This is a genomic window from Rhizobium sp. ZW T2_16, from assembly GCF_044987325.1.
In the GTDB taxonomy this organism is placed as follows: Bacteria; Pseudomonadota; Alphaproteobacteria; order Rhizobiales; family Rhizobiaceae; genus Neorhizobium; species Neorhizobium cellulosilyticum.
Genome location: NZ_JBJDRG010000029.1, coordinates 1 through 22,695, shown reverse-complemented (window position 1 = coordinate 22,695; position 22,695 = coordinate 1). Strand labels below are relative to the sequence as shown.

The following is a 22,695-nucleotide window of genomic DNA, read 5'->3' as shown; positions in this document are numbered from 1 at the left end:
GGATGCGGGTTATTAGCTGATGCGATCCATGTCCTTGTTGCTGCAAGCTTGAGCGCTACGAGATCGTCGTCTGCCCGCCTATCATATCGTGCGTCCAAGCCGCGCCTCTCCTTAAGGCGGTTGAGAACTGCTCCACGAGATTGCGCTAGCGATAGGCCCATCGGCTAAAACTGAAACTCTATTTGCGATTTGTCTTTGCAGAGATGTTCGCGCAGCATTTCCGTTGCTTGGCAACGTTACGAATTGCGTTGGCGTAGTAAGCCTTGTCAGCCAGGAGTTGTTTTTGGCTGCAGGTCGCTCAGCAATTTTTCAGCCATGGGAGCATCTGCGGGTTGACCCGCCGTCAGTTCCAGCCGAACCAGCAAGCCATCAGCATCGACGAATGCGTGTCAGGCCGGCACGCGAACGTCCCATGCAAGGATCGGAGTGCACTTTTTTAGCGTTGGCACCGAGCTGGTGAATACGAACGCAGGAGGAACCGATCATTTCGATGTCGCATTCATAACGCTTCCCACACACCTGCTTTGCGCCAGCGAGAAAAGCGATTGTATACAGCGTGGTGCACGGGCCATGACGAGCCGGTCCGGAAGCGCCAGAGAACGCCGTTGATCACCGGGTAGTCGTCAACCCGTTCAACTCCACGGCTGTTGGTCGAAAGTAGCGGCGCGATAACGGCCCATTCTTCATCGTTCAGTTCGTGATGGCGCATAGAAATCTCATTCCAGGAGAGTGACCACACCCAGTCAACAAGATGAACCCTCTCTATGAGGACACTACCCTAAGATATCTCGCAATTCTGAGCTGGGGACCGCTCACTTGCCTCCCAGTCATGACAAATAAATAGTTCAAAGGTTCGATTCCCATCACATCCCCGTCGTCTGGGAGGTGACGGTGTGAAGAGCGGAAGCCAGTCCCTGAAGACAGAATTGCGCTTCTATCCTCATCGGGGATGTCATCTGGTGGTACCGGAATACGGGCATTGCTCCTGGCAGCTGGGTCGCCCGAAAAGCTCCAGTACGCTTAGGAGTTAGTTGCGGCGACCGATCGTCTTTCCACCACATGGCAGGCAAGCTCGATGCGGCGTGACAAAGCCGGCACGCCGGAACAGAGGTCGCGCAGCAGGTCGACCGCCGTCATGCCGATTTCGCGCATAGGGATATGCACAGTGGTCAGCGGCGGGTTGAGGAAGGCGGCCTGTGGCAGGTCGTCCATGCCCATCACCGACACATCGTCTGGCACACTGTAACCGGCCTGTTGCACGGCCATCATCGCGCCGGCCGCAAGGCTGTCGCCGGCCGTCAGAATGGCGGTGAAATCGAGGCCTTTTTGGGCGATACGCTCGGTGATCGCCTGTGTCGCCAGTTCCGGCAACCAGTCGTCGACGGTGACGGTCATGTCCGGTGTCGGGGTGATGCCGCGGTGGCGCAAGGCATCCCAAAAACCTTCCTGACGGCGTTCGATCGTGCGGCGGCCGGGGCGCATGAGGAAGAGGATGCGGCGGTGGCCGAGATCGAGCAGGCGGTCGGTGGCCATTTGCGCGGCGGAACGGTTGCAGGGGGTGACGCTCGACAGCCGCATATGCGGATCGTCGCCATTGATCAGCACGACCGGCTTGTCGAAAGCGCGGGTGGCGGCCAGCATGCGTTCGTCGTCCACTGTCAGGAACAACAGGCCGGTCACGTCGGGATCGCTGCCTGCCTCGTCGAGGACGGAACGTTCGTCGCTGGCATCGGCAATCGGGCGGGTGATGATATCGAGGCCGAGCATGTTTGCGCGGTCGCGGGCACCTTCGAGAACATGCAGGGTGAACTGGTTGCGCACGTAATCGATCATGGCTGCACTCGAGGCGGCAATGACGATCTTCTTGCCTGGCACGGGTGCCGGCATCGGGTAATTGGCGTCCTTTGCGGCTTCCAGAATACGCTGGCGGATATCGTCGCGCACACCCTTTTCACCGGTCAGGGCGCGCGACACTGTGCTGAGTGAAACACCGACCTTTTCAGCGATATCTTCCAGCCGCACACGCCGGCTCTTCTTGCCGCGTTTGTTGGGAAGTGCTGCGTCTGCCATCGGTCCTCTCCAGTAATCGTCACCAGACTGCAAAAAATTTTCAGATTGCGCAATCGCAAATCCGATGTTTACATCCCGTCACCGCTCGGGAGAAGCGGATTGGAGGAGCCGGTGCCGCAAGGCGCCGGATGAGGAGGAGACTGGCATGGGCCTTTCTGCCCGGCATATCCGTGACAAACTCGATCTGCTCGTCACCGGCATGACCGGCCTGCGCGATGACGGTCGTTTTCACGAACCCAATCTCGATGGTTCGGCCGGCGATTACATTTCCTTCGACAGCTGGGAATGGCCGCAGGGCGTTGGTCTTTATGGCCTGATCCGGCTGTGGCAGTTCACAGGTCGCGACGACCTCAAGATTTTGATCGAGAACTGGTATGCCGCCCGCATCGAGGCTGGCCTGCCGAAACTCAACGTCAATACGACGGCGCCGATGCTGGGCCTTTCGGTTTTGTGGCGCGAAACCCGCGATACGCGCTGGCAGCCGGTGCTGGATGCGTGGGCGAACCGCGCGGTGACCGAAATGGACCGCACGCGGGAAGGCGCCTTTGCGCATCACGTCTCCGACAAGGTCAATGACGACGAGCTTTGGGACGACACGCTTTATATGGTGGCTTTGTTCCTCGCTTCCTATGGTCAGGCCAGTGGCCGCACCGAACTGGTCGATGAGGCAATAAAGCAGTTTCTCGTCCATACCCGTTATCTCGCCGACAAAAAGACCGGCCTGTGGTTTCATGGCTGGACCTTTCAGGGACATCATAATTTTGCGGAAGCGCGCTGGGCGCGGGGTAATGCCTGGATCACTGCGGGCATGCTCGATCTTTTCGATCTCGCCGATATTCCGGCGGCGGTGAAGGACTTTTTGACCGGCGTTCTGGTGGCGCAGGTGGATGCGCTCCTCGAGTTGCAGACGGCATCCGGCGCATGGCGCACGCTGCTGGACGATCCGACATCCTATGAGGAAATCTCGGCGACGGCCGGTTTTGGTTATGGCCTGCTCAAGGGGCATCGGCTGGGTATCGGCACGCCGGAATGGCGCGAGGCTGGTTTGCGGGCCGTCGAGGCGCTGCTGGCCAATATCGATGAGACCGGCACCGTGCTGAATGTTTCCTACGGCACCCGCATGGGCCACGACCTGCAGTTTTATCGCGACATCCCGATCCAGCCGACCGGTTACGGACAGGCGCTTGCGATCCTGTGCCTGTCCGAGGCGCTGCGCCATGTCGAAGGAGAGGTTTGATGGTGATGAAGGTTCTGTATGGCGCCGGTCCGGATGACATCAAAGGTTTTGATACGGCGCGGCTGCGCAAGGAATTTCTGGTCGAGGACCTTTTTCAGCCGGGTGAGGTGAGTTTCACCTATACCCATGTCGATCGCCTGATCCTCGGCGGCGCAGTGCCGCTCGATGCGACGCTGACATTTGGTTCGGGCAAGGATATCGGCACGCCTTATCTTCTCTCGGCGCGCGAAATGGGCGTCGCCAATCTGGGCTGCAGCGGCACGATCACGGTGGATGGCCAAGAATTCGAGCTGGAAAACCGCGATATTCTTTATATCGGCCGGGGTGCGCGGGAGATTTCGCTCGCCAGTCATTCGGTGGATAAGCCGGCGCGGTTCTACATGAATTCGGTTCCGGCAGGCGCGGATATCCCGCATCTGCTGATCAAACGGGCTGAATCGAAACCGCTCGATCTCGGCGATACGAAACGCTCCAACAAGCGGAACCTGCGGATGTATATCCACCCGCAGGTGGCGCCTTCCTGCCTGCTTCTGATGGGCATTACCGATCTTGCCGAGGGCAGTGTGTGGAACACCATGCCGCCGCATCTGCATGAACGGCGCATGGAGGCCTACTGCTATTTCGATCTGGCACCGGAAGAGCGTGTTATCCACCTGATGGGGCGGCCGGAGGAAACGCGGCATCTGCTGGTCAAGGATCTCGATGCGGTGCTGTCGCCGGCATGGTCGATCCATATGGGCGCGGGTACCGATGGCTACGCTTTCGTCTGGGGCATGACCGGCGAAAACCAGGAATATAACGACGTGGCCCCGGTGGCCCTCAGCGAACTCAGATAAGGCGGCAGGCGAAGATGAACCCGGAACAGAACTGGATGCGCAAGACATTGAAGCCGGGCGATGCCGTTCGCTACTGGCAGCTTGGTCGCATCGCCGAGGAACGGTTCGACGTGCCCGACGCGCCGATGAAGGGCGAGATGGACCCCTTCTTCTTCCTCACCAAGGTGAAGAACTTCATTCCGCATGAATATCCCTGCCGCACCATCTTTGCACAAACCTATCGCGGCAAAAGGCCGGATGTGCGCGGTGAATTCGAGGCATCGCGCTGGTGGCTGCCCTTCGGCTCGCCACGGCTCGACCTTTCCGGTTTCTGGTTCCGCCCGACGCGGCTCGCCACATGGACGCGCACCTATATCGAAGCGGAGACGGCGGGCACTGCAAAGATCCGGCTCGGCACCTGCGGCGGCGCCGTGCTCTGGTTGAACGGTTCGGAAGTGGGCTGGATGGCGCCCTATAGCCGCAATCTCGAAGCCAAGCAGGAGTTCGAACTGGAGCTGAGCGCCGGCCCTAATGAGATCGTGCTTTTCTTCGATGATCTCGCCGAACGTGATGCCCGTTATTTCTACCAGTTCGATTATCTTTCCGGCCCCGTCGCCAATGTTGCCCTGCCGGTTCCGGTCGCGGGAGCCGTGGCGGACAGTCTGGAAGAAGCGCTGGACGGCATGAATCTCGATCGCCAGCACTATTTCGGTGGTGATATCACCGTGCTGTTTGCCAAGGCCTTGCCGGTGGAGGCCAAGGTCAATGTCGCCATCGAAGGCGATTTCATGTCGCGGGAACGCTTCGATTACGATTTCGAGCTTCCGGCCGGTGTCGGCACTCTCAATGTCGGGCCATCGGAAAACGCGCCTGCCGATTTCCGCCATCTGCGCGTGACGCTGAATGCCCGCGGTTTTGTCGCCTCGCGGTCGGTCGGCGTGGAAATCTGCCATGCGGCGCGTCAGGGTGAGGCCTCGGCGTCGCTCTCCGAGCGGATCACGGAAACGCTGACCGAGGTGTCCAATTATTCCGAGCGCGATACGGTGCGCGCCTTTGCCCGGCTGGCCAGTGGCCGTGGTGGCGCTGACACCGATGCGATGATCGAGGAAATCCTGTCATCAATCGAGGATTGCCATGACTGCGCCGATTTTTCGCTGGTTCCGCTGATCTGGTCGCGCACGACATGGGGCGGCGATATCAACGACAAGACGCGCGCCCGCATCGACGCCGCCATCCTGAACTATCGTTACTGGATGGATGAGCCGGGCAATGACGTGCAGTGGTATTTTTCGGAAAACCATGCGCTGCTGTTTCATACCTCCGCATATCTCGCCGGTCATCTGCTCCCCGAAGCGACTTTTGTCCGTTCCGGCCGCAAGGGTTCGGAGCAGGCAAAGGTTGGCGCGGAGCGCGTGCGGGCATGGCTCGACCATTTCGAGCATTGGGAGATGGCCGAGTTCAACTCGGCTCCCTATTTCCCGATCGATCTGAAAGGCCTGACGGCGCTGGCAGCCCTGTCTCCGGACAAGGATATCGCTGACCGCGCCAAGGCCGGCATCGTGCGGTTGGCCGAAATCATCGCCCGTTCGGCGCATCATGGCATGGTGACAGCGGCGCAGGGGCGGTCCTACGAACATACGCTCTGCGCCGGTCGTTCGCTGGAGCTTTCGGCGGTTGCCCGCCTGCTCTGGGGCAAGGGTTTTTATGGCCGCCGCGTGCACTGCCTGCCGCAGATGGCTGTCTGCCTGCGCGACCATGGGCTGGTCATCCCCGATGAATTTGCAGCAATTGCCGATCACAAGGGCGCCGACCATCAGGAATGGCGGTTTGCGCAGGGCGAAAACGCGTTTGCGGCGCTTTATCATTACAAGGGCAAAAATTTCGCCATGGGATCGACGGTGCATTACCGCTGGGACGAATGGGGATATCAGGAAACCGTGCTGCATCTGCGCATTGGTGACAAGCCGGAAGCGGCGATCTGGATCAACCATCCGGGCGAAACGATCCAGTTCGGTTACGGGCGTCCATCCTATTGGGGAGGTTGCGGCACCATTCCTCGCGTGCAGCAATATCGCGGCCTCGCCGTCGTGGAATTCACCACTTATGAGGAACAGCCGGATTTTACCCATGCCTGGTTCCCAAAGGCCGAGTTCGACGAAAGCCGCGTTTCGGGCAGTCTGGCACTTGCCCGTTCGGGTGAGGGGGCCGTGCTTTTACGAGCCGGTTCCAATCTTCACGCCACAGATGATGGCCCTTCGGCCGGTGCCGAATTGCGGCAATACGGCCAGAAAACCCGCTGGATCGTGCGTGTCTGCGAGGCCGGCGATCTGACCTCGGTGGAAAGCCGGTTTGGCGATCTGGCCGCCGAACATGGGCCGGATGGTGTCATCATTGTCGAAGACCCGGAATATGGTAGCGTTCGTTTCGGGGCCGATGGTTCCGTGGAGGCTGAAGGCCGCGTGATAACGCGGACGGATTACAGCGTGAGGGGCGAAGCAATCTTGCTTGGCGTCTAGTCGTCACCGGACGGGTTGGGAGGCCTTGTCCACAATGGGAGGAAACGTGCATGAAGACCAGATCGCTTGTGGCGGGCCTTGCGCTCGCGCTTCTCACCTCGACGGCGGCCCATGCCGGCGATGTGCGTATCATGTGGTATTCCGATGGCGTCGAAGGCGAGGTGATGAAAGACCTTGTCGGGCGTTTCATGAAGGAAAATCCCGGCATCAACGTCATTCTCGACAATGTTGCCTATAGCGTCATCAAGGAACAGCTGCCGGTGCAGCTGGAAGCCGGCAACGGGCCGGATATCGCCCGCGTCACCGCCATCAAGGAACTGTCGAAACACTGGCTGGACCTGCGCCCGCTGGTGAAGGACGCCAAATATTGGGACGACAATTATGGCAGCCAGGCGGACTGGATGCGGCCGGACGGTTCCAACCAGATTTCCGGTTTCATGACGCAGATCACCCTGACCGGCGGTTATGCCAACAAGACCCTGTTCGATCAGGCCGGCGTGCCGATCCCCGGTCCGAAGGCGACTTGGGAAGACTGGGCTGCCGCCTCGAAGAAGGTGCAGGAAAGCCAGCAGGTGCCGTTCGCCATGGCGATCGATCGCTCCGGCCATCGCATCACCGCGCCGCTTCTTTCCTATGGCGCCAATTATGTGGGCTCCGACGGCAAGCCGGCACCGCTCGACAAGGGTGCGAAGGACTATCTCACCAAATTTGTCGGCTGGGCTGACGACGGCACCGTCAGCAAGGATGTCTGGGTGTCCGCTGCCGGCAGCACTTATCGCGCTGCGGCCGACGATTTCATCAACGGCCAGCTCGCCTTCTATTATTCCGGTTCCTGGCAGGTGGCAAACCTTGCCACCAAGATCGGTAACAACTTCGACTGGGTTGCGGTCGGCAGCCCCTGCGGCCCGGCCGCCTGCACCGGCATGCCGGGTGGTGCCGCTCTGGTGGCGGTGAAATACACCAAGAACCAGGAGGACGTCGCCACCGTGATGGACTGGTTCGCGCAGGAAAAAATCGTCAAGGAATTTTCCGAACGCACGCTGTTCCTGCCCGGCCACAAGGCGGTGGTCGACAAGGGTGGTCTCGATTTCAAGTCGGACAATGAACAGGCCAAGGCCGCGCTGAATGTCTTCGTGGAATCCACCAAGACAACATCCGAAGCGGCGCTGAAACTGCCGGGCTGGCGCTGGTCCGACACGGTTTATGCGGCGATCGTTACCCGCATCGGCCAGACGCTGGCGGGTGAATTGAAGATCGATGATGCGTTTACGCGCATCGATGCGGATATCGCCCAGAAGGTTAAGGATGCGGGCAAGTAGTTAGTGCTGAAGTTGAGGCGCTGCGCCCCGCTGATCTTTCCGCAGGCCGAGGGCCTTTGCAGATGGAGGTGAGGCAGTGCCTCTTGCTCCCTTCGATCTCCCCCTCAAGGGGGGAGATCGGCTGGGCGCACTGTCCCGGCTTCATATGCCCTCCCATTTTGGAGGTGGCGAAACGACAAAATTCGACGGTAATGGAGGAGAAGACACGACCATGACCACACCATCTCTCTCCGCCATCCTGATGGCACCCATCAACGCCATCATGCGCATCATCGATGCGCCGCTGCGCCGCCTGCAAAAGGCGACCGGCATCGGTGGCATGGCGGCGTTTTTCCTCGCGCCGAACATGCTGATCTTCGGCATTTTCGTGCTGCTGCCTCTCGTCATCAACTTCGTCTACTCGATGACCGGCGGCACCGCCTTTTTCCTCTCCGAACGCGACTTCATCGGCGGCGCGCAATATTCGCGCCTGTTCGAATGCCAGAACTATCTCGATCCGATGTCGTGCCAGGAGGATGCCTTCTGGACCGCCGTCGGAAACACGTTCTGGTTCGTGGTCCTGCAGGTTTCGCTGATGATCCTGACGGCGTTGATCACGGCGTTGATCCTCAACCGCGAACTTGCCGCCCGGTCATTCTGGCGCGCCGTATTCTTCTTTCCCGTGCTGCTGTCGCCAGTCGTGGTCGGACTGATCTGGAAATGGATTCTGCAGCGTCAGGGCCTCCTGAATTTTGGTCTCTATCAGTTCGGCATGGACCCATACACATGGCTGACCGACCGCAGCTGGACCTTTGCCGCCACGATCGGTGTGTCGCTCTGGGCGCATATGGGGTTTTACGCGCTGATCATTCTGGCGGGCCTTCAGGCGATCCCGAAAGATCTCTATGAGGCGGCGGAGATGGACGGCACCAAGCCGGCGCGCGTCTTCTGGCGCATCACCCTGCCGCTTCTGGCACCGAACCTTCTGGTCGTCGTGGTGCTGGCGCTGATCAAGTCCGTGCAGGTGTTTGACGAAATCTACGTGCTGACCGGCGGTGGGCCGGGCACGAGTACCCTGTTCCTGACGCAATATATCTATGAAACCGGCTTTGCCTCGGCGCTGCGCAATCCGGGTCTGGCGGCCGCCGCCTCCATCCTGATGGGCGGTGTGCTGGTGGTGCTGACGTTGATCCAGCTCGGCATCGGCAAGCGCGGCGAAAACAAGGGGAAACGCTGATGGGAAAGGTTGCGCGTTTCATCCTGCGCCGGAAAGGCGGCAAGGGCTGGCACTGGACCGATGTCTTTACCTGGGTCTGGCTGGTCGGCGGGTTGATCATCATGTTCGGCCCTGCCGTCTGGCTGGTGTTTTCCTCGCTGAAGACCCCGGCCGCGCTGGCAGAATTCCCGCCATCGATCCTGCCCTATGTCACCAGTCAGGCGACCGTCGAAGGCTACGACAAGCCTTTGATGCTCTATGACGCGAAGATGCCGGACGGTTCGACGCGGGTTCTCGCCGAAGTGCGGCGTATCGGACTGGTGGCGCAGATGGTCGATCCCAAGGCGCCGGGCGAGATCTTCAAGGTCAACATCAACGACCGCGCCCCGGTGCGCACAATGTCGTTCGCCACGGAAAACTATACCGAACCCTTCGTGCATTTCGATTTTCTGCGCTATCTCTGGAACTCGGTTTTCGTGACGGTGGTGGCAACGGTGATCACGCTGGTGGTCAATTCCATGGCGGCATTCGCGTTGTCTAAATACGAGTTCAAGGGCCGCTCGCTCGCCATGCTCGTCATCCTCGCGACGCTGATGGTGCCGCTGTCGGTGATCATGGTGCCGCTTTATTCGATCATCTCGACACTCGGCCTGTTCAACAGTCTATGGGGTGTCATCCTGCCGACCGTGGCGACGCCGACCGGCGTCTTCATCCTGCGGCAATACATGCTGACCATTCCCGACGAACTGATCGACGCGGCGCGCATGGACAAGGCGTCGGAATGGCAAATCTACTGGCGCATCGTGCTACCGCTCACGGCGCCAGCGCTGGCGGTTCTGGCGATCTTTTCGGTCGTCTGGCGTTGGAACGACTTCTTGTGGCCGCTGATCGTGCTGTCGCGGCGTGAGCTTTACACCCTGCAGGTCGGCCTGAGCATCTATTCCGGCGAACTCAATGTGCAATGGCATTTTATTCTGGCGATGACCGTCGTCACCATGATCCCGGTCGTGCTGGTCTTCATTTTCCTGCAGCGTTTCATCACCACCGGCATTGCCGGCACCGGCCTGAAGTAAGGGACACCGATGGGCGAAATCAAACTCACCGTCGTCAAGAAATCCTTTGGCGCACTCGCGGTCCTGAAAGACATCGACCTGCATATCAAGGATGGCGAATTCGTCGTTTTTGTCGGCCCGTCCGGCTGTGGAAAATCGACGCTTCTGCGCACCATTGCCGGGCTGGAAAAGGTGACGGGCGGCGAAATCCAGATTGACGGCAAGCGCGTCAACGAGGTGACGGCGGCCGATCGTGGGCTAGCCATGGTGTTCCAGTCCTATGCGCTCTATCCGCATATGAGCGTGCGCCAGAACCTCGCCTTCGGGCTGGAAAACTCCAACATGCCGAAGGTGGAGATATCAGATCGCATCAACGAAGCCGCGCGCATGCTGGAGATTGAGGCCTATATGGACCGTCGTCCGGGGCAGCTTTCCGGGGGGCAGCGCCAGCGTGTCGCCATCGGCCGCGCAATCGTGCGCCGCCCGACGGCTTTCCTGCTGGACGAGCCGCTCTCCAACCTTGATGCCGAACTGCGTGTTTCGACCCGTGCGGAACTGGCGGCGCTGCATGCGCGGCTGGGGTCTACGATGATTTATGTCACCCATGATCAGGTGGAGGCGATGACGCTTGCGCACCGCATCGTGGTGATGCGGGCCGGCAAGATAGAGCAGGTGGGGACGCCGCTGGAGCTTTATAACGAGCCGGCAAACCGGTTCGTGGCGGGCTTTATGGGCGCGCCGCACATGAATTTTTTGAAGGCTGATGTGCTGGCCGTGTCCGCCGGTTCGGCGACATTGTCCTTCGCCGGTGGTTATCGTGCGGACCTGCAGACCGGGCATGCGAAGCTGCATGTGGGCGACAAGGTGACGGTTGGTGTCCGGCCGCAGCATCTGGTCGTCAGCAACGATCCGCAACATCCGGTGGCAAAGATTTATCTCGTCGAGGCGCTGGGATCGGAAACCGTTGTGCATGGCGATATCGGCGGCGAAAAGCTGCTGGCGGTCCTGCCGGGCCAGCAGAAGCTGAACGCGGGCGACAGGGTGCATTTCGACCTGTCGAAACCGGTCCTGCATGTATTTGATGACAATGGCCACCGCCTGTTCACCCATCCGGGAAGCGGGGCGTAAATCCTATCGACGCTCGCCGGTGCCAAGCGGTGTGGCGGGTGTGTCTTTTGGCACGCGGCCATATTCATGCGGCAGCGAGCAGGTTTTCAGCTGTGGCAAAATTTTTGTGCCAAAATGTTCGGCCTCGTCCAGATGCGGATAACCGGAAAAGATGAAGGCGCGGATGCCCATCTTTCGATAGGCCTCGATTTCCGACAGCACCTGATCGGTGGAGCCAACAATGGCGGCACCGCAGCCGGAACGGGCGCGGCCGATGCCGGTCCACAAATGTCGCTCGACATAACCGAACTGGTCGGCCAGTTCCCGCGCCCGCGCCTGATGCGATACGCCGAGCGAGATGCTGTCATGCGCGCGTTCGCGGATCAGTTTGCCGTATTCGTCATCGAGTTTCGAGACGATATGTTCGGCATATTCGCGCGCCTCCTGTTCGGTATCCCGCACGATCATGTGCACCCGCAGGCCGTAATCCAGCACCCGCCCATGCACCTCTGCGCGGGCATGCACGGCGCGCATGCGTTCCGCCAGCTGTTCCTTGGGTTCCGGCCACATCAGGTAAACGTCGCATTGCGCCCCGCAAAGCTCCAGCGCATCGGGTGAATAACCGCCGAAATAGAGAAGCGGCCCACCATTCTGCTGGTAGGGACGAGCGGGATCGGTGGAAACGTTCTTGAATTGGTAGATTTCGCCGTCGTGGTCGATCGTGTCACGCGTCCAGGCCTGTCGCAGGATCTCAACGACCTCATGGCTGCGACGGTAACGATAGGCGCTGTCGGCGACTTCGCCCGGAAAATCCGAACTGATAACGTTGAGGGTGAGCCGGCCCTTCAGCATATGGTCGAGCGTGGCCACGGTGCGGGCCAGCATGATCGGCTGCATTTCACCGCAACGGATCGCCGCCAGCATGTTGATGTTCTGCGTGATCGGCGCGCAGGCGGCGACAAAGCTCAGCGTATCCTGCCCGACCTGATAGGAGGAGGGGCAGAGAATGTTGCGAAAACCCAGCGCCTCTGCCTTTTTCACGATAGCGGAACAGTGTTCGAAGCTGGAGCGCAAAGCGCCATCCGGCACGCCGAGAAAGGCGTAATCATCGGAACAAAGCGAGGAAAACCACGAGATTTCCGAGGCATCGAGATCGGCGGATCGGACGGGTACAACGGTCATCGGAATTCTCCTCCCCGAGATCGATTGACTGTTGCGTAACATCGCGATTGATGTAAATCAATAGTGTATCAATTTGGCGGCGCGTGATGGGAGTGGGCATGCAGCAGACATCCGGCAGCCTGCCGATCTACCTGCAGATCACCGAGCTTCTGATCCGTGACATCGCGGCTGGCCGTCTGATCGACGGCGAAAAACTGCCGCCGGAACGGGAGATGTCGGAACGGCTGGGTGTCGCCACCGGCACATTGCGCAAGGCTCTGTCGGAGCTGCAATCTCGCGGCATGCTGGAGCGGGTGCAGGGTTCTGGCAATTACGTGCGCGCCGTCAGCGATCCGCAGAGCGTCTATGCGATGTTCCGGCTGGAGCTGCTGGAAGGCGGAGGCCTGCCGACAGCGGACATTTTGGATGTGCGGCGTTTGCCCAAACCGGCCGACCTGCCGGATTTCGGTTCGTCGAAAGAGGCGCACCGCATCCGGCGCATCCGCAAACTGTCCGGCAAGGTGGCGGGGCTGGAGGAGATCTGGCTGGATGGCGGTTATGTCGACGTGATCGCGCCGGCAGACCTGTCTGAATCGCTTTACCTCTATTACCGCACGCGGCTCGGTCTGTGGATCGCGCGGGCGGAGGATAGGATCGGTCTCGATACGGTGCCGAATTGGGCGCCGGAAAATTTTGGCCGCCGGGCGGGAGAGCCGGCGGTGCAGGTGTTTCGCATCAGTGAAGCGCAGGATGGAAAACGGGCGGAGGTTTCGCGCACATGGATCGACCATTCGGTCGCCCGTTATGTGTCGCGGCTGAAATAGGGACGGAGGAGAAATGGCAGTGCGTTACGGTGTGATCGGCTGCGGCATGATGGGGCGGGAGCATTTGCGCAATCTGGCTTTGCTGCCGGATGCGGAGGTGGTGGCGATTTTCGAGCCTGATGCGGGAATGAGGGCGCGCGCGGCCGAGCTTTCTCCGAATGCGCGTTTGGTCGGTTCGGTGGCGGAGCTTCTGGCCATTGAGGCGGTCGATTGCCTGCTGATCGCCAGCCCCAATCATTTTCATCTCGCTCAGCTGGAGGAGATCGCCGCGATCCGGTCGCTGCCGGTTCTGGTGGAAAAGCCTTTGTTCACCAGCCTCGACGACACGGCCCGCATCGAGACCCTGCGCCAAAACTATCCGGCGCCGATCTGGGTGGCGATGGAATATCGTTACATGCCGCCGGTGGCGCGGTTGATTGCGGAGGCTGAAGCCGCGACGGGTGGCATCCGCATGCTGACCATCCGCGAACATCGGTTTCCCTTCCTGACAAAGGTGGGCGACTGGAACCGCTTCAACAGCCGCACCGGCGGCACGATGGTGGAAAAATGCTGCCATTTTTTCGATCTGATGCGGCTGATCCTGAAATCCGATCCGGTGCGCATCATGGCATCCGGCGGCCAGGCGGTGAACCATGCCGATGAGCGTTATGATGGGCTACAGCCGGATATATGGGACCATGGATACGCCATCGTCGATTTTGCCTCCGGTGCCCGCGCCATGCTGGAGCTTTGCATGTTTGCTGAAGGCGCGCGTTACCAAGAGGAAATTTCGGCCGTCGGTCCGCTCGGCAAGATCGAATGCAAGGTGCCCGGGCCGGGGCGCTTCTGGCCGCAGCATCTCGGGAGCCCACCGGTCGCCAAGGTGATCGTGTCGCCGCGCGAGCCGCAGGGGCCACGCGCGATCGACATTCCTGTCGATCGGGCGCTTCTCGATGCCGGCGATCATAACGGTTCGACCTTCTATCAGCATCAACGGTTTCTGCGCGTGGTGAGAGGGGATGGGCCGGTGGAGGTGACGGTCGATGACGGGCGATGGGCGGTACTTATGGGGCTGGCCGCCCAGCAATCGTCGGAGACGGGGCAGGTCTTGGAATTTCGCTCTGGAGCGTAGGTTTGCCACTCAATATCTAGAAATCGGCTCACAGGGGCAATTATCCTCCCTGTTCAGGGGCTTAAGCCAAGCGGAGACGTTGTGATGAAAGCTCGCAGTTGGAGATGACTATGATCCCATATGCACTTGTACAAACTCGCATTGATACCGAAATTCAGGATTGTACTGCCACCAGCAGCGAAGAGCATGGTGCTTAGGTTTCAGATACGGATGCGTATCCTATTCATCCGTACGGCCAACGATGGACTTTTCCGCTTAAACTTCTTTCGGGTCGAGAGGCTCATGATGCGTGGTTTAGCATCAATAGCTTGAAGCGCGGAACGACGTGCAAAAGGCTCTCCCAGAATAATGGTTCGGCGTGGTCTGCAATATAGCGTAATGGTCACGGCATTCCAAATGCGGCACTCCACTCTGCTCCCATTTTCCAACGGTCTCACAAGAAGTCTTTTCCGAGACTTTCACGTGATCCGAGCTTTTTTGACGATTTCAGTGATATTCCAGTCCGGCACGCAGAGTTCTGGCAGCGCTGCTTTGTAGTCAACCAGGCCTGGCATATGGTGGCGCCACCGATAGGGTATCTGCGGCTGCACAGCGAGCCGGTGGCATCGACGATCCGTTTGTTGTAACCTCACTGACATTGGGAGGACGCATGGAACGTCGTCTCGCCGCCATCCTGGTCGCAGATGTCGTCGGTTATAGCCGTCTCAGCGAAATCGACGAGGAGAGGACGCGCGCGCAATTTCGATCCGACACGTACAACATTTGGGTCCCCACTATCGAGGCCAACAATGGCCGGTTCGTGAAGACACTGGGTGACGGACTGCTCGTGGAATTTCATAGTGTCGTTGACGCTCTTAGGTGCGCAATCGATGTCCAGAGACAGAAGAGGGAGCAGCGCGATGCTTCCGTTGGATCTGCGCAACTGCAATTCCGCATTGGTATCAATCTCGGGGATATTCTTGTCGAGGACGATGATGTGCACGGCGAAGGCGTGAATATCGCCGACCGAATCGAGGCATTGTCGGTGCCTGGCGGCATCGTGATATCCGGCTCCACCTACGACCAGGTCAGATCCAAGATCCATGTTGAATACGAGTCACTGGGTAGTCGAAAATTCAAGGGTCTCTCCGAGCACATCAGGGTATACCGCGTCTTGGCTGAGGCGCCGCCACTGCGGCGATTTCCAATCGTCAGCTTCGTATGGCGGAGGCGAGTACCGGTTGCAATCACCGTGATCGGTGGGCTGATTGCCGTGATCAGCCTGACATGGTGGCATGCGCAGTCCACTTTGTTTAACCCGCAGCCGACGGGACAATATGCCTATCCTTTGCCGGACAAACCATCCGTCGCGGTGTTACCCTTCGCCAATGTGAGCGGTGAGACAACGCGCGATCACTTGGCCGAAGGTCTGACAGATGACCTCATTACCGAACTCTCCAAGGTTTCCGGACTCTTCGTGGTCGCTCAACATTCTGTCTCGGATGCTCGTGAAAAATCCGGCACGATCCAGGAAGTGGCGTCTGCCCTGGGGGTCCGATATGTGCTCGAAGGGACATTGCAGCGCGACGGAACACGCCTGAGGATCAATGCCAAGTTGATCGAGGCGATGACAGGCCTGTCGATCTGGGCTGAAAAATACGACCGCCAATATGCTGATCTGTTCACCGTTCAGGATGACGTGATCGGACGGATCATATCGGCGCTCTCGGTCAAGTTGAGCAAAGGGGAGCAGCAACAGCTTTCCCGTATGCCTACAGACAGTCTGGAGGCCTACGACTATTACATGCGGGCCCAGCATGAGGGATTCATCTATGGCGATGTCGATACCTATCGGCGGACATTGTCTTTCTATCAAAAGGCTATCGAACTCGATCCCCGCTTTGCAAACGCCTATGCTGGGATAGCCCGGGTAGCAGTCGACGTCTGGCGTAACGACTACAACTTCATGTGGTCGGCCGCGGTGGCGCGAAAGATTGCCTATGACGCGGCGGGACAGGCACTGAAATTGGATCCTGGAAATTCCCGGGCGCATACCGTCCTCGCTTTACTGCAGTGGGTCGACGGTCACAGCGGCGAAGCGCTTGCGTCAGCCAACAACGCGATAGCGGCCCAACCCAACGACGCAGAGGCGCTTGCCAACCTGGCGCTTATCCAGGCGCATACAGGCTCGGCTGAGAAGGCTGTTTCCACGATCGAGATGGCGCTCCGGCTCGATCCTTCACCGGCGCCTGGTTTCAAGCTGCTCGCAGGGATAGTATTTTATACCGCGCGCAAGGAAAGTGACGCGATCCCGCTAATCGAGGCAGCGTTGAAAAGCCTTCCGAAAACTGAACCGGCCCGAGAGTATCTTGCGGCAGCCTACGCAAACATTGGCGACAAAACGCGTGCGCGAGAAGAAGCGACACGGTTGCTTTGGCTCTTTCCGGAAAGCAATCTGAGTTATTATCGCTATCTCTATGACTATTGGCCAACCGAAGATCTCGACCATCATCTTACCGCGCTTAAATCCGCCGGCATTCCGGATTGGCCATTCGGCTTCGAGGGCCATGACCGAGATCGCATAACAGGGGTGGACCTGCGGGCTTTGATCGACAACCAGACATGGGTTGGCAGGCATCGAAACGGGTCTGAATTCCTCCAGTATTTCAGCTCGGACGGAAAGACGGCTTACCGCAGCGCCAACACAAGCATTACCGGCACTGCCGAAATCAACGACGATAGACTATGCGAGAAGTTCGAGGGCTATTTTCTAGATCGCCTAGTGTGCGGCACCGTTTATCGCAACGTGAATACGGGGATGGCCAATTTCGCATATGTCCATATTACTCCGCGATCACTGCAGTATTTCTCGCTTGAGGAAAAAGCGCGCTGATTACAACAACGTCATTTCCACTGCTTCTGGATCTTCTCGGATATGAGCGTCTGCTGGACATCGGCCCAGTGTTTTTGCGATTCCGGCACCTTTGACTTGTTTGTCTCCATGCCATCGGCCGCGCCGGGATCATAACTGATGTAGAGTTTGCCATCTATGATGCGCCAGGCGCGTGGATCGACATTAGTCGTTACCGTCCCGAACGACACGCCATCCGCGCAATATCCACCGTATTGAGGGGCATAGCGGGAGGGTTCCTTGACGAAAAGATCCCGGTGTTCGGCGCTGGCAAAATACCAGATCGCTCCCAGCCAGCGATGGGAATATTGGGCGTTCCCTTCCACCGCCTTGCCGTCGACGAAATAGGAAACCGGATCATATCCCTTAATCGCCACATTGCCAAAATAGCCCGTATTCACGAAGTCTTCGCCAGCTGCGGTTTGCGCCAGCGAGGCACAAATTGCGAGCGTAGCCAGCCCAAGATGACGCTTTTTCCTGTCTGTGGACATGATGTCCCTCCCGATGTCGTCCTCAAGTCATATCAGGGCGACTTCCGTTTTATGCACTCTTTGTAGAGCGGTTCACCGACGAGTTCAGCCTTCTGGCATGTCGCCCCCGCCTTCAGTAGCATGTCGCCGACATCCCAATATCCGCGCCACCCGGCTTGCGTAAGTGGCGTATAGCCATTCCTCTCGGCCGCTTCGATATTCGCCTTGTTGGCGAGGAGAAATGCGGCGACATCGGCATGACCTTCCTCGGCCGCTGCATGAAGCGGGGACATGTGGTAGAAATTTTGGGTGTCGTTAACGGCAGCCCCTTCAGCAACAAGACGTTTCACTATGTGGAGGTTTCCGGCATAGGCGGCGGCGTGCAGCGCAGTCAGACCGCTTTTGTTGCGACCCTCAATATCTGCACCCCGGGCAAGAATTAAACCTACGGCGTCGGGATTTCCACTTAGCGACGCCAGGATGAGAGGCAAATCTCCGGCCTCATCCGCATCTGATACATTATCTCCCGCGTCGAGAGCCTGTGTCAGAAGCGCAAGATTCCCATTTCGTGCGGCCTCGTGTAGCTGGCCTGCGGCCGCCATATTGGCCGATATACTGACCAGTAAAAATATCGATTTATCGAAGATCACGGCACAACCCTCCTTGGCCGGGAGAGCTTCAGGCACACTCCCACCTGCACGCCGCATTCAGTAAATCATGAGGGCGAAATATAGCAGTTGTCAGGTTTTCGAGCAACCAATGCTTCCAAAAGATGGCAAGCGGTCTTCGCCATCTTGCGCTGAACCAGATGTTGGTCAGTCCGGGGCGGGCGGCAGGCGCGCCTTGACGAGTTCGGCGGTTGTCTTGCTCAAGCGTGTTACAAGCGTGCGCATGATCTCCGAAGCGACAGCGGGAAATTCGCTGGTTAACGCCAGAAAGTGATCCTGAGAAATGCGTAATGCTTCCAATTTCGACGTAGCACGTACCGTTGCCGTGCGTGGAATATTACACAGAATAGACATCTCCCCAACGACCGCATTGCGGCCAACTTCCGCGACGGTCAGTTCGCCGGAGGCAGATGATACGATCACGTTTGCCGTGCCGGATAGCAGCACAAAGGCGGCATCGCCTTGGTCACCTTGGCGGAAAAGATCCTGGCCTTTTCGGTATGTCATGCGATCGCAAGCGAAAGCGAGCAGCTTCAGCTTGGACGGCTCGATGCTTGCGAAGATAGGCACTTCCTTCAATGTCTGGACCTCATCGCTAAGCAATTTAGTCTCTCCAGCAAGATATTTTTCTATAGCATCTCGATGTTCATCGGTGGTCGGACGGCAAGTCTAGGAACTCTCGAAACGCGGCATTTGACCGCGCTAGTTCAAAATAGGTCCCATTGCCGATCAACGATCCACGCTGAAAAAATAGCACCCGATCGAAAATTTGCGCCACACGCGGATCGGAAAGGCCCCACAGGATAGTGGCGGCTTGCTCCGCCTTGTTTCTCCGTTTGACGATGCCCCGTGTGATCTCTTCGTCAACCCGCTGGTCAAGCGCCGACAAAGGCCTGTTGAATATAGTGAAGTCCGATCGTTTCATCAACGCACGAGCAAGATTGAGCTTTTGCCGCTGAGCCAGCGAAAGGCGTTTTCCTCCAGCGCCAACATCAAACTGCAGGCCGAGCGACAAGACATTCTCATAAAGACCCGCCGCGCGAAACAGCTCCTTCACAACGGTCTGAATATGGGCATCGGCGTCGGCCACCTGAGAGGCGATGCGGCCGAACAACACATTGTCGAGTACCGTTGCCGATGCGGTAACGCGCTCGGGATCATGGCGGTCAATCAGGTTTGCTATGTCGTCGGGAATGTCCGTATGAAAGAGTTTCCGCGCGGCCACAAGCTGGTCCATCAGTGGCTCGGTGAGAATGCCGAAGCGGTGGATGGGTTCGATATAAGCCAGGCTCAGCACGATAATCGATGCGCGATCTTTAGGAGGGATGTGCTCAAAGCGAAGCCCGCGGCATCGCGACAGCGTTGCCTGATAGATCGGAATTTCTTCCGCAGCCATGAATGTCAGCCTGCGAAAGAAAGAATGCTGGGGTGCCACGTCGCGGAAGAGTTCGACGGTGATTTCAGCGATCTCCAAACCCATTTCATAGAGGCTATGATCGAGGCCGGTCGAATTCAAAACCCGCTGGAAACAGGGGTGTGTGATCACGTCCAAGTCAGATGAGGTCCCCCGGCCCCAGGTTCCGAAGAAAAGGTTTTCTCCGACGCTCGCCTGTATGTTGTAGCGATCGAAGTCGAGCGGTATGAGCATTTCGTCAAGCTGCGTCTCTACCAGGCGCTTGCGGAGGGAGCCACGCAGTTCGACGATCCTCTCGCTAACGGCCGATTGCTCTTTCGTATCGATCGTGGAGCGCAGTCCCAGCCCGAAAATGTCATCGGATATCTGCAAGTCGTCCAGTGTCGGCAGGACCTTATGGAGAAGATCGTCCAGCCCATCGGCTCCGGCTGCCTGGTAGTCAATCCAATTCCCGTGTGGCGAGAAGTCGACATTTCCCGCCATGCGCGCCTCGATGGCATAGCGCTCCGATTCAATCCGCTGCTCGTTGTGAGTCGTCGCACTTGGCCTTGGAGCATTTTTCAGTCCATAAAGTAGATTGTCCATCACACTGCCATGCAGCAAAAACGGCTCGCCTGAAGCGTAGGCAATACGTCGTCCTGTGATCGACTCCGGCATATCGAGCAGATCTTGATCACCAATCGTGATGCTGCCGAATTCCGGCCAGATGAGACGAGCGAGAGCCTCTGCAAACGCTTCCGCTCCGCTGCCGGCGGCACCTACTAGGGCGATAGTCTCACTGGGTTTAATCTCGGTGGAAACCCCATCCAGCAGCCTTGCTCCAGTATCGTCGACAAGTGTAAGGTTGCTGATGATGATGGAAGTCTCCAGTCGTGAAGTCGGTCCACTAGCAGGCGCGTGAACCGATTGCGCGATAAGCGGTTCGACGCTGAACTGGTCGCATACTGTTCCGTATTTTATCTGCACGTCCTGGCGTGCCTGATCCCAGTCGATGAGATCCTTTAATGGGCTTGGAAGATCCTTGTAGGCGGCAATGACGGCGACGAGCTGTCCTAGATCGAGTTTTCCGATCAAAACGAAATAGCCGCCGAAAGCATAGAAGATGAACGGAGTGACCTGAGCGATGAGATTGTTGATAAACTTTACCAGAAACTTCCACTGATAAAGGTCGTAGCGGATCGAGAAAATCCGGCCAAGGCGCCAAGCGATGTCGGCGCGTTCGAGATTGGAAGTATCGTTGCTGTGGACTGCTCCAATGCCGTCGACGATTTCGCTGACACGGCCCGAAAATTCGCGCGCAGTCAACTGGCGCAAGCGCCCGAGTTCCCGCACCCTTCGGCGCATCCGGGGTACGATGCTCAGCTGTATCCCTACGATGCCGGCGGTGAGCATACCAAGCCACATATTCTGAACGATGATGAAACCAAGCGTTGTCAGTGCCTGACCACCAAGTAAAGCGGGCAGGACGAACGCGTCCCCTGTAAAGCCTCCAAGTGGTTCCACCTCGTCCTTGACCATGCTGGCGATTTCGGCGGATTTGAGCCGTTTAAAATGTTTGGGAGGAAAGCGAAGTACCCTGTCCACGAGTGCGAAGCGAATACGACGCAGCATCCGTTCGCCGAGCCTGCCCTTGTATGTATTGATGTAGAACTTGAAGAGCCCGTTTATCAGCACCAGAATCAGGAATGTTGTGCTCAGGGCCATAAGCGTCTGCTGGCGATCGAGATCTATGCCGCTGAAAACTTCCGCACGCCCGATCAATGGAAGGTCGTAGACAACTCGGAAAAACGGCTGTCGCGCATTCAGTGCTTCAAAGCCGTTACCCTGAATTGGGCCATTGATGATCTGCTTCGGCAGGTCGAAGGCCAAAAAATACGGTACCATGGATGCCGCCACGACGAGCAGGATCCAAAGTTGTTGCCTGCGGGTATGGCTCCAGATGTAGCGGAGCAGGCTCCTTTCCATCGCATCGACCTGTTTGAAACCATGGTGGTCACAACCGAGGGGCAAATAGATACAGGCTGCCGACCGGGAAGCGGAGCATAGGTCACATGAGATAAACTCGCAAACTGGAGTGGTGTCCAGGCGCCTGGACTGGCCTTCATTGCGTTGAGTGTGATTGCCGGCAGATCGCAGCGAGGGTCTCGCGTCGGCAAATGCCTCTGCGTCATTGAGCTTGGGCAGCCCTATCGACAAAGGTGCTGTTTCGGGATCTCGTGGAATACCTGATCTTCGATCGGTGCGGGGAGTATGATGCGTTCCCAAATCGGCCTCTTACGCCGGCCGATCTGCCGGGATCAGATGATCGAGCTGCTCCAGCAGTGTAACCGTGCTGGCTATGGGCCGCGCACTACAACTGATGGACGCACGTTAGTCACGCCCGAGGATGGCGGCAGGGGGTGAAATCCTGGGTTCCCGGATAGGGGCTTGGCCTTGCTGGCAACGTCGGCTTGGGTTTTAGGTCGGTCCGGTGTCGGTATGTCCTCCCTCTGTGCTGCGATTTGAACCGGAAGCCGGACATTCTTAGGCTGCTGGCGCGCAGAAGAGCAGGCGGCCTCGACCTGTGAACTCTTCCATCCTTGGCTGGTTCTGGTCCACAGCATCGAAGGACATACCGGCTCGGGTACGGACCCGCTCGGCAAGCTCTAAAAAAGAAAGCCCAAGCTGGCCATTTCCCAAAACACATCTAGCGGTCATGTTCAATTGTCGATGGTTCAGATCCGTTGTCTAATCGCCTGCATCCGGTCAAGCGGATTTTAAACGAGTTTCTTCGTTGCCGTGTTGCTAACGCGACATCTTTTTAGATTTCCTTTCGACATCTTTCATTCCTGCAATTCGTCCGGTGC

The 22,695-nt window shown here is 58.3% G+C and carries 16 protein-coding genes and 1 pseudogene; 10 read left to right on the top strand and 7 right to left on the bottom strand.

Annotated elements, in window-relative coordinates:
- Positions 1–26: 26 nt before the first annotated feature.
- Positions 27–715 (bottom strand): annotated as a pseudogene (locus ACI3K0_RS28390) (IS5 family transposase); the annotation flags it as partial.
- A 305-nt stretch (positions 716–1,020) separates the two neighbouring features.
- A complete protein-coding gene (locus tag ACI3K0_RS28385; protein ID WP_148144117.1) occupies positions 1,021–2,070 on the bottom strand; it encodes a LacI family DNA-binding transcriptional regulator in 1,050 nt (349 codons plus the stop codon).
- A gap of 145 nt (positions 2,071–2,215) precedes the next feature.
- Between ACI3K0_RS28385 and ACI3K0_RS28380 the strand changes: the two genes are divergently transcribed.
- The 7 genes from ACI3K0_RS28380 to ACI3K0_RS28350 all read left to right on the top strand — a co-directional run bounded on the left by ACI3K0_RS28380 (position 2,216) and on the right by ACI3K0_RS28350 (position 11,332).
- Positions 2,216–3,307 carry a glycoside hydrolase family 88 protein gene (locus tag ACI3K0_RS28380; protein WP_183688465.1) on the top strand — a complete coding sequence of 364 codons (1,092 nt, stop codon included), beginning with the start codon at positions 2,216–2,218 and terminating at the stop codon, positions 3,305–3,307.
- Positions 3,307–4,143, top strand: coding sequence for a 5-dehydro-4-deoxy-D-glucuronate isomerase (gene kduI / locus ACI3K0_RS28375; protein ID WP_148144119.1), 837 nt, complete (start codon positions 3,307–3,309; stop codon positions 4,141–4,143). The genes ACI3K0_RS28380 and kduI overlap by 1 nt, the downstream gene beginning before the upstream one ends.
- A gap of 14 nt (positions 4,144–4,157) precedes the next feature.
- A complete protein-coding gene (locus ACI3K0_RS28370) occupies positions 4,158–6,638 on the top strand; it encodes a hypothetical protein (protein WP_404946786.1) in 2,481 nt (826 codons plus the stop codon).
- Between the two features lie 50 nt (positions 6,639–6,688).
- Positions 6,689–7,957 (top strand): ABC transporter substrate-binding protein, encoded by a 1,269-nt coding sequence (locus ACI3K0_RS28365; protein ID WP_404946785.1) that lies wholly within the window; start codon positions 6,689–6,691, stop codon positions 7,955–7,957.
- Positions 7,958–8,168: 211 nt separating this feature from the next.
- Positions 8,169–9,173, top strand: coding sequence for a carbohydrate ABC transporter permease (locus ACI3K0_RS28360; protein WP_404946784.1), 1,005 nt, complete (start codon positions 8,169–8,171; stop codon positions 9,171–9,173).
- Positions 9,173–10,225, top strand: coding sequence for a carbohydrate ABC transporter permease (locus tag ACI3K0_RS28355; protein WP_148144123.1), 1,053 nt, complete (start codon positions 9,173–9,175; stop codon positions 10,223–10,225). The genes ACI3K0_RS28360 and ACI3K0_RS28355 overlap by 1 nt, the downstream gene beginning before the upstream one ends.
- A 9-nt stretch (positions 10,226–10,234) precedes the next feature.
- Positions 10,235–11,332 (top strand): ABC transporter ATP-binding protein, encoded by a 1,098-nt coding sequence (locus ACI3K0_RS28350; protein WP_148144124.1) that lies wholly within the window; start codon positions 10,235–10,237, stop codon positions 11,330–11,332.
- Between the two features lie 3 nt (positions 11,333–11,335).
- Here ACI3K0_RS28350 and ACI3K0_RS28345 read toward each other — a convergent pair whose 3' ends face one another.
- Positions 11,336–12,493 (bottom strand): LLM class flavin-dependent oxidoreductase, encoded by a 1,158-nt coding sequence (locus ACI3K0_RS28345; RefSeq protein ID WP_206829285.1) that lies wholly within the window; start codon positions 12,491–12,493, stop codon positions 11,336–11,338.
- A 98-nt stretch (positions 12,494–12,591) separates the two neighbouring features.
- On the opposite strand from ACI3K0_RS28345, the gene ACI3K0_RS28340 reads away from it, so the two are divergent.
- The 3 genes from ACI3K0_RS28340 (at position 12,592) to ACI3K0_RS28330 (ending at position 17,279) form a co-directional block, all read left to right on the top strand.
- Complete coding sequence (locus tag ACI3K0_RS28340) at positions 12,592–13,296, top strand: GntR family transcriptional regulator (protein ID WP_148144126.1); 705 nt, start codon at positions 12,592–12,594, stop codon at positions 13,294–13,296.
- Between the two features lie 13 nt (positions 13,297–13,309).
- The gene (locus ACI3K0_RS28335; protein ID WP_206829283.1) at positions 13,310–14,407 is read left to right on the top strand and encodes a Gfo/Idh/MocA family protein; all 1,098 of its coding nucleotides are present in this window, start codon (positions 13,310–13,312) and stop codon (positions 14,405–14,407) included.
- 649 nt (positions 14,408–15,056) lie between these two features.
- Complete coding sequence (locus ACI3K0_RS28330) at positions 15,057–17,279, top strand: adenylate/guanylate cyclase domain-containing protein (protein WP_206829281.1); 2,223 nt, start codon at positions 15,057–15,059, stop codon at positions 17,277–17,279.
- A gap of 11 nt (positions 17,280–17,290) precedes the next feature.
- Here the strand turns inward: ACI3K0_RS28330 and ACI3K0_RS28325 are convergent, their stop codons facing one another.
- The 4 genes from ACI3K0_RS28325 to ACI3K0_RS28310 all read right to left on the bottom strand — a co-directional run bounded on the left by ACI3K0_RS28325 (position 17,291) and on the right by ACI3K0_RS28310 (position 21,814).
- Positions 17,291–17,788: a YHS domain-containing (seleno)protein gene (locus tag ACI3K0_RS28325; RefSeq protein ID WP_148144129.1), complete on the bottom strand. Its 498-nt coding sequence runs from the start codon at positions 17,786–17,788 to the stop codon at positions 17,291–17,293.
- A gap of 32 nt (positions 17,789–17,820) precedes the next feature.
- Entirely contained in the window at positions 17,821–18,369 is a 549-nt protein-coding gene (locus ACI3K0_RS28320) for an ankyrin repeat domain-containing protein (protein WP_286195172.1), read from the bottom strand.
- Between the two features lie 213 nt (positions 18,370–18,582).
- Positions 18,583–19,038 (bottom strand): Crp/Fnr family transcriptional regulator, encoded by a 456-nt coding sequence (locus ACI3K0_RS28315; RefSeq protein WP_148144131.1) that lies wholly within the window; start codon positions 19,036–19,038, stop codon positions 18,583–18,585.
- Positions 19,039–19,081: 43 nt separating this feature from the next.
- The gene (locus ACI3K0_RS28310; protein ID WP_404946783.1) at positions 19,082–21,814 is read right to left on the bottom strand and encodes an ABC transporter transmembrane domain-containing protein; all 2,733 of its coding nucleotides are present in this window, start codon (positions 21,812–21,814) and stop codon (positions 19,082–19,084) included.
- Positions 21,815–22,695: the final 881 nt, after the last annotated feature.

Bases quoted from the DNA above. Each gene is read 5' to 3' on its own strand.
- ACI3K0_RS28385 (WP_148144117.1), bottom strand. From the start codon at position 2,070: ATGGCAGACGCAGCACTTCCCAACAAACGCGGCAAGAAGAGCCGGCGT.
- ACI3K0_RS28380 (WP_183688465.1), top strand. From the start codon at position 2,216: ATGGGCCTTTCTGCCCGGCATATCCGTGACAAACTCGATCTGCTCGTC.
- kduI (WP_148144119.1), top strand. From the start codon at position 3,307: ATGGTGATGAAGGTTCTGTATGGCGCCGGTCCGGATGACATCAAAGGT.
- ACI3K0_RS28370 (WP_404946786.1), top strand. From the start codon at position 4,158: ATGAACCCGGAACAGAACTGGATGCGCAAGACATTGAAGCCGGGCGAT.
- ACI3K0_RS28365 (WP_404946785.1), top strand. From the start codon at position 6,689: ATGAAGACCAGATCGCTTGTGGCGGGCCTTGCGCTCGCGCTTCTCACC.
- ACI3K0_RS28360 (WP_404946784.1), top strand. From the start codon at position 8,169: ATGACCACACCATCTCTCTCCGCCATCCTGATGGCACCCATCAACGCC.
- ACI3K0_RS28355 (WP_148144123.1), top strand. From the start codon at position 9,173: ATGGGAAAGGTTGCGCGTTTCATCCTGCGCCGGAAAGGCGGCAAGGGC.
- ACI3K0_RS28350 (WP_148144124.1), top strand. From the start codon at position 10,235: ATGGGCGAAATCAAACTCACCGTCGTCAAGAAATCCTTTGGCGCACTC.
- ACI3K0_RS28345 (WP_206829285.1), bottom strand. From the start codon at position 12,493: ATGACCGTTGTACCCGTCCGATCCGCCGATCTCGATGCCTCGGAAATC.
- ACI3K0_RS28340 (WP_148144126.1), top strand. From the start codon at position 12,592: ATGCAGCAGACATCCGGCAGCCTGCCGATCTACCTGCAGATCACCGAG.
- ACI3K0_RS28335 (WP_206829283.1), top strand. From the start codon at position 13,310: ATGGCAGTGCGTTACGGTGTGATCGGCTGCGGCATGATGGGGCGGGAG.
- ACI3K0_RS28330 (WP_206829281.1), top strand. From the start codon at position 15,057: ATGGAACGTCGTCTCGCCGCCATCCTGGTCGCAGATGTCGTCGGTTAT.
- ACI3K0_RS28325 (WP_148144129.1), bottom strand. From the start codon at position 17,788: ATGTCCACAGACAGGAAAAAGCGTCATCTTGGGCTGGCTACGCTCGCA.
- ACI3K0_RS28320 (WP_286195172.1), bottom strand. From the start codon at position 18,369: ATGGCGGCCGCAGGCCAGCTACACGAGGCCGCACGAAATGGGAATCTT.
- ACI3K0_RS28310 (WP_404946783.1), bottom strand. From the start codon at position 21,814: ATGGAAAGGAGCCTGCTCCGCTACATCTGGAGCCATACCCGCAGGCAA.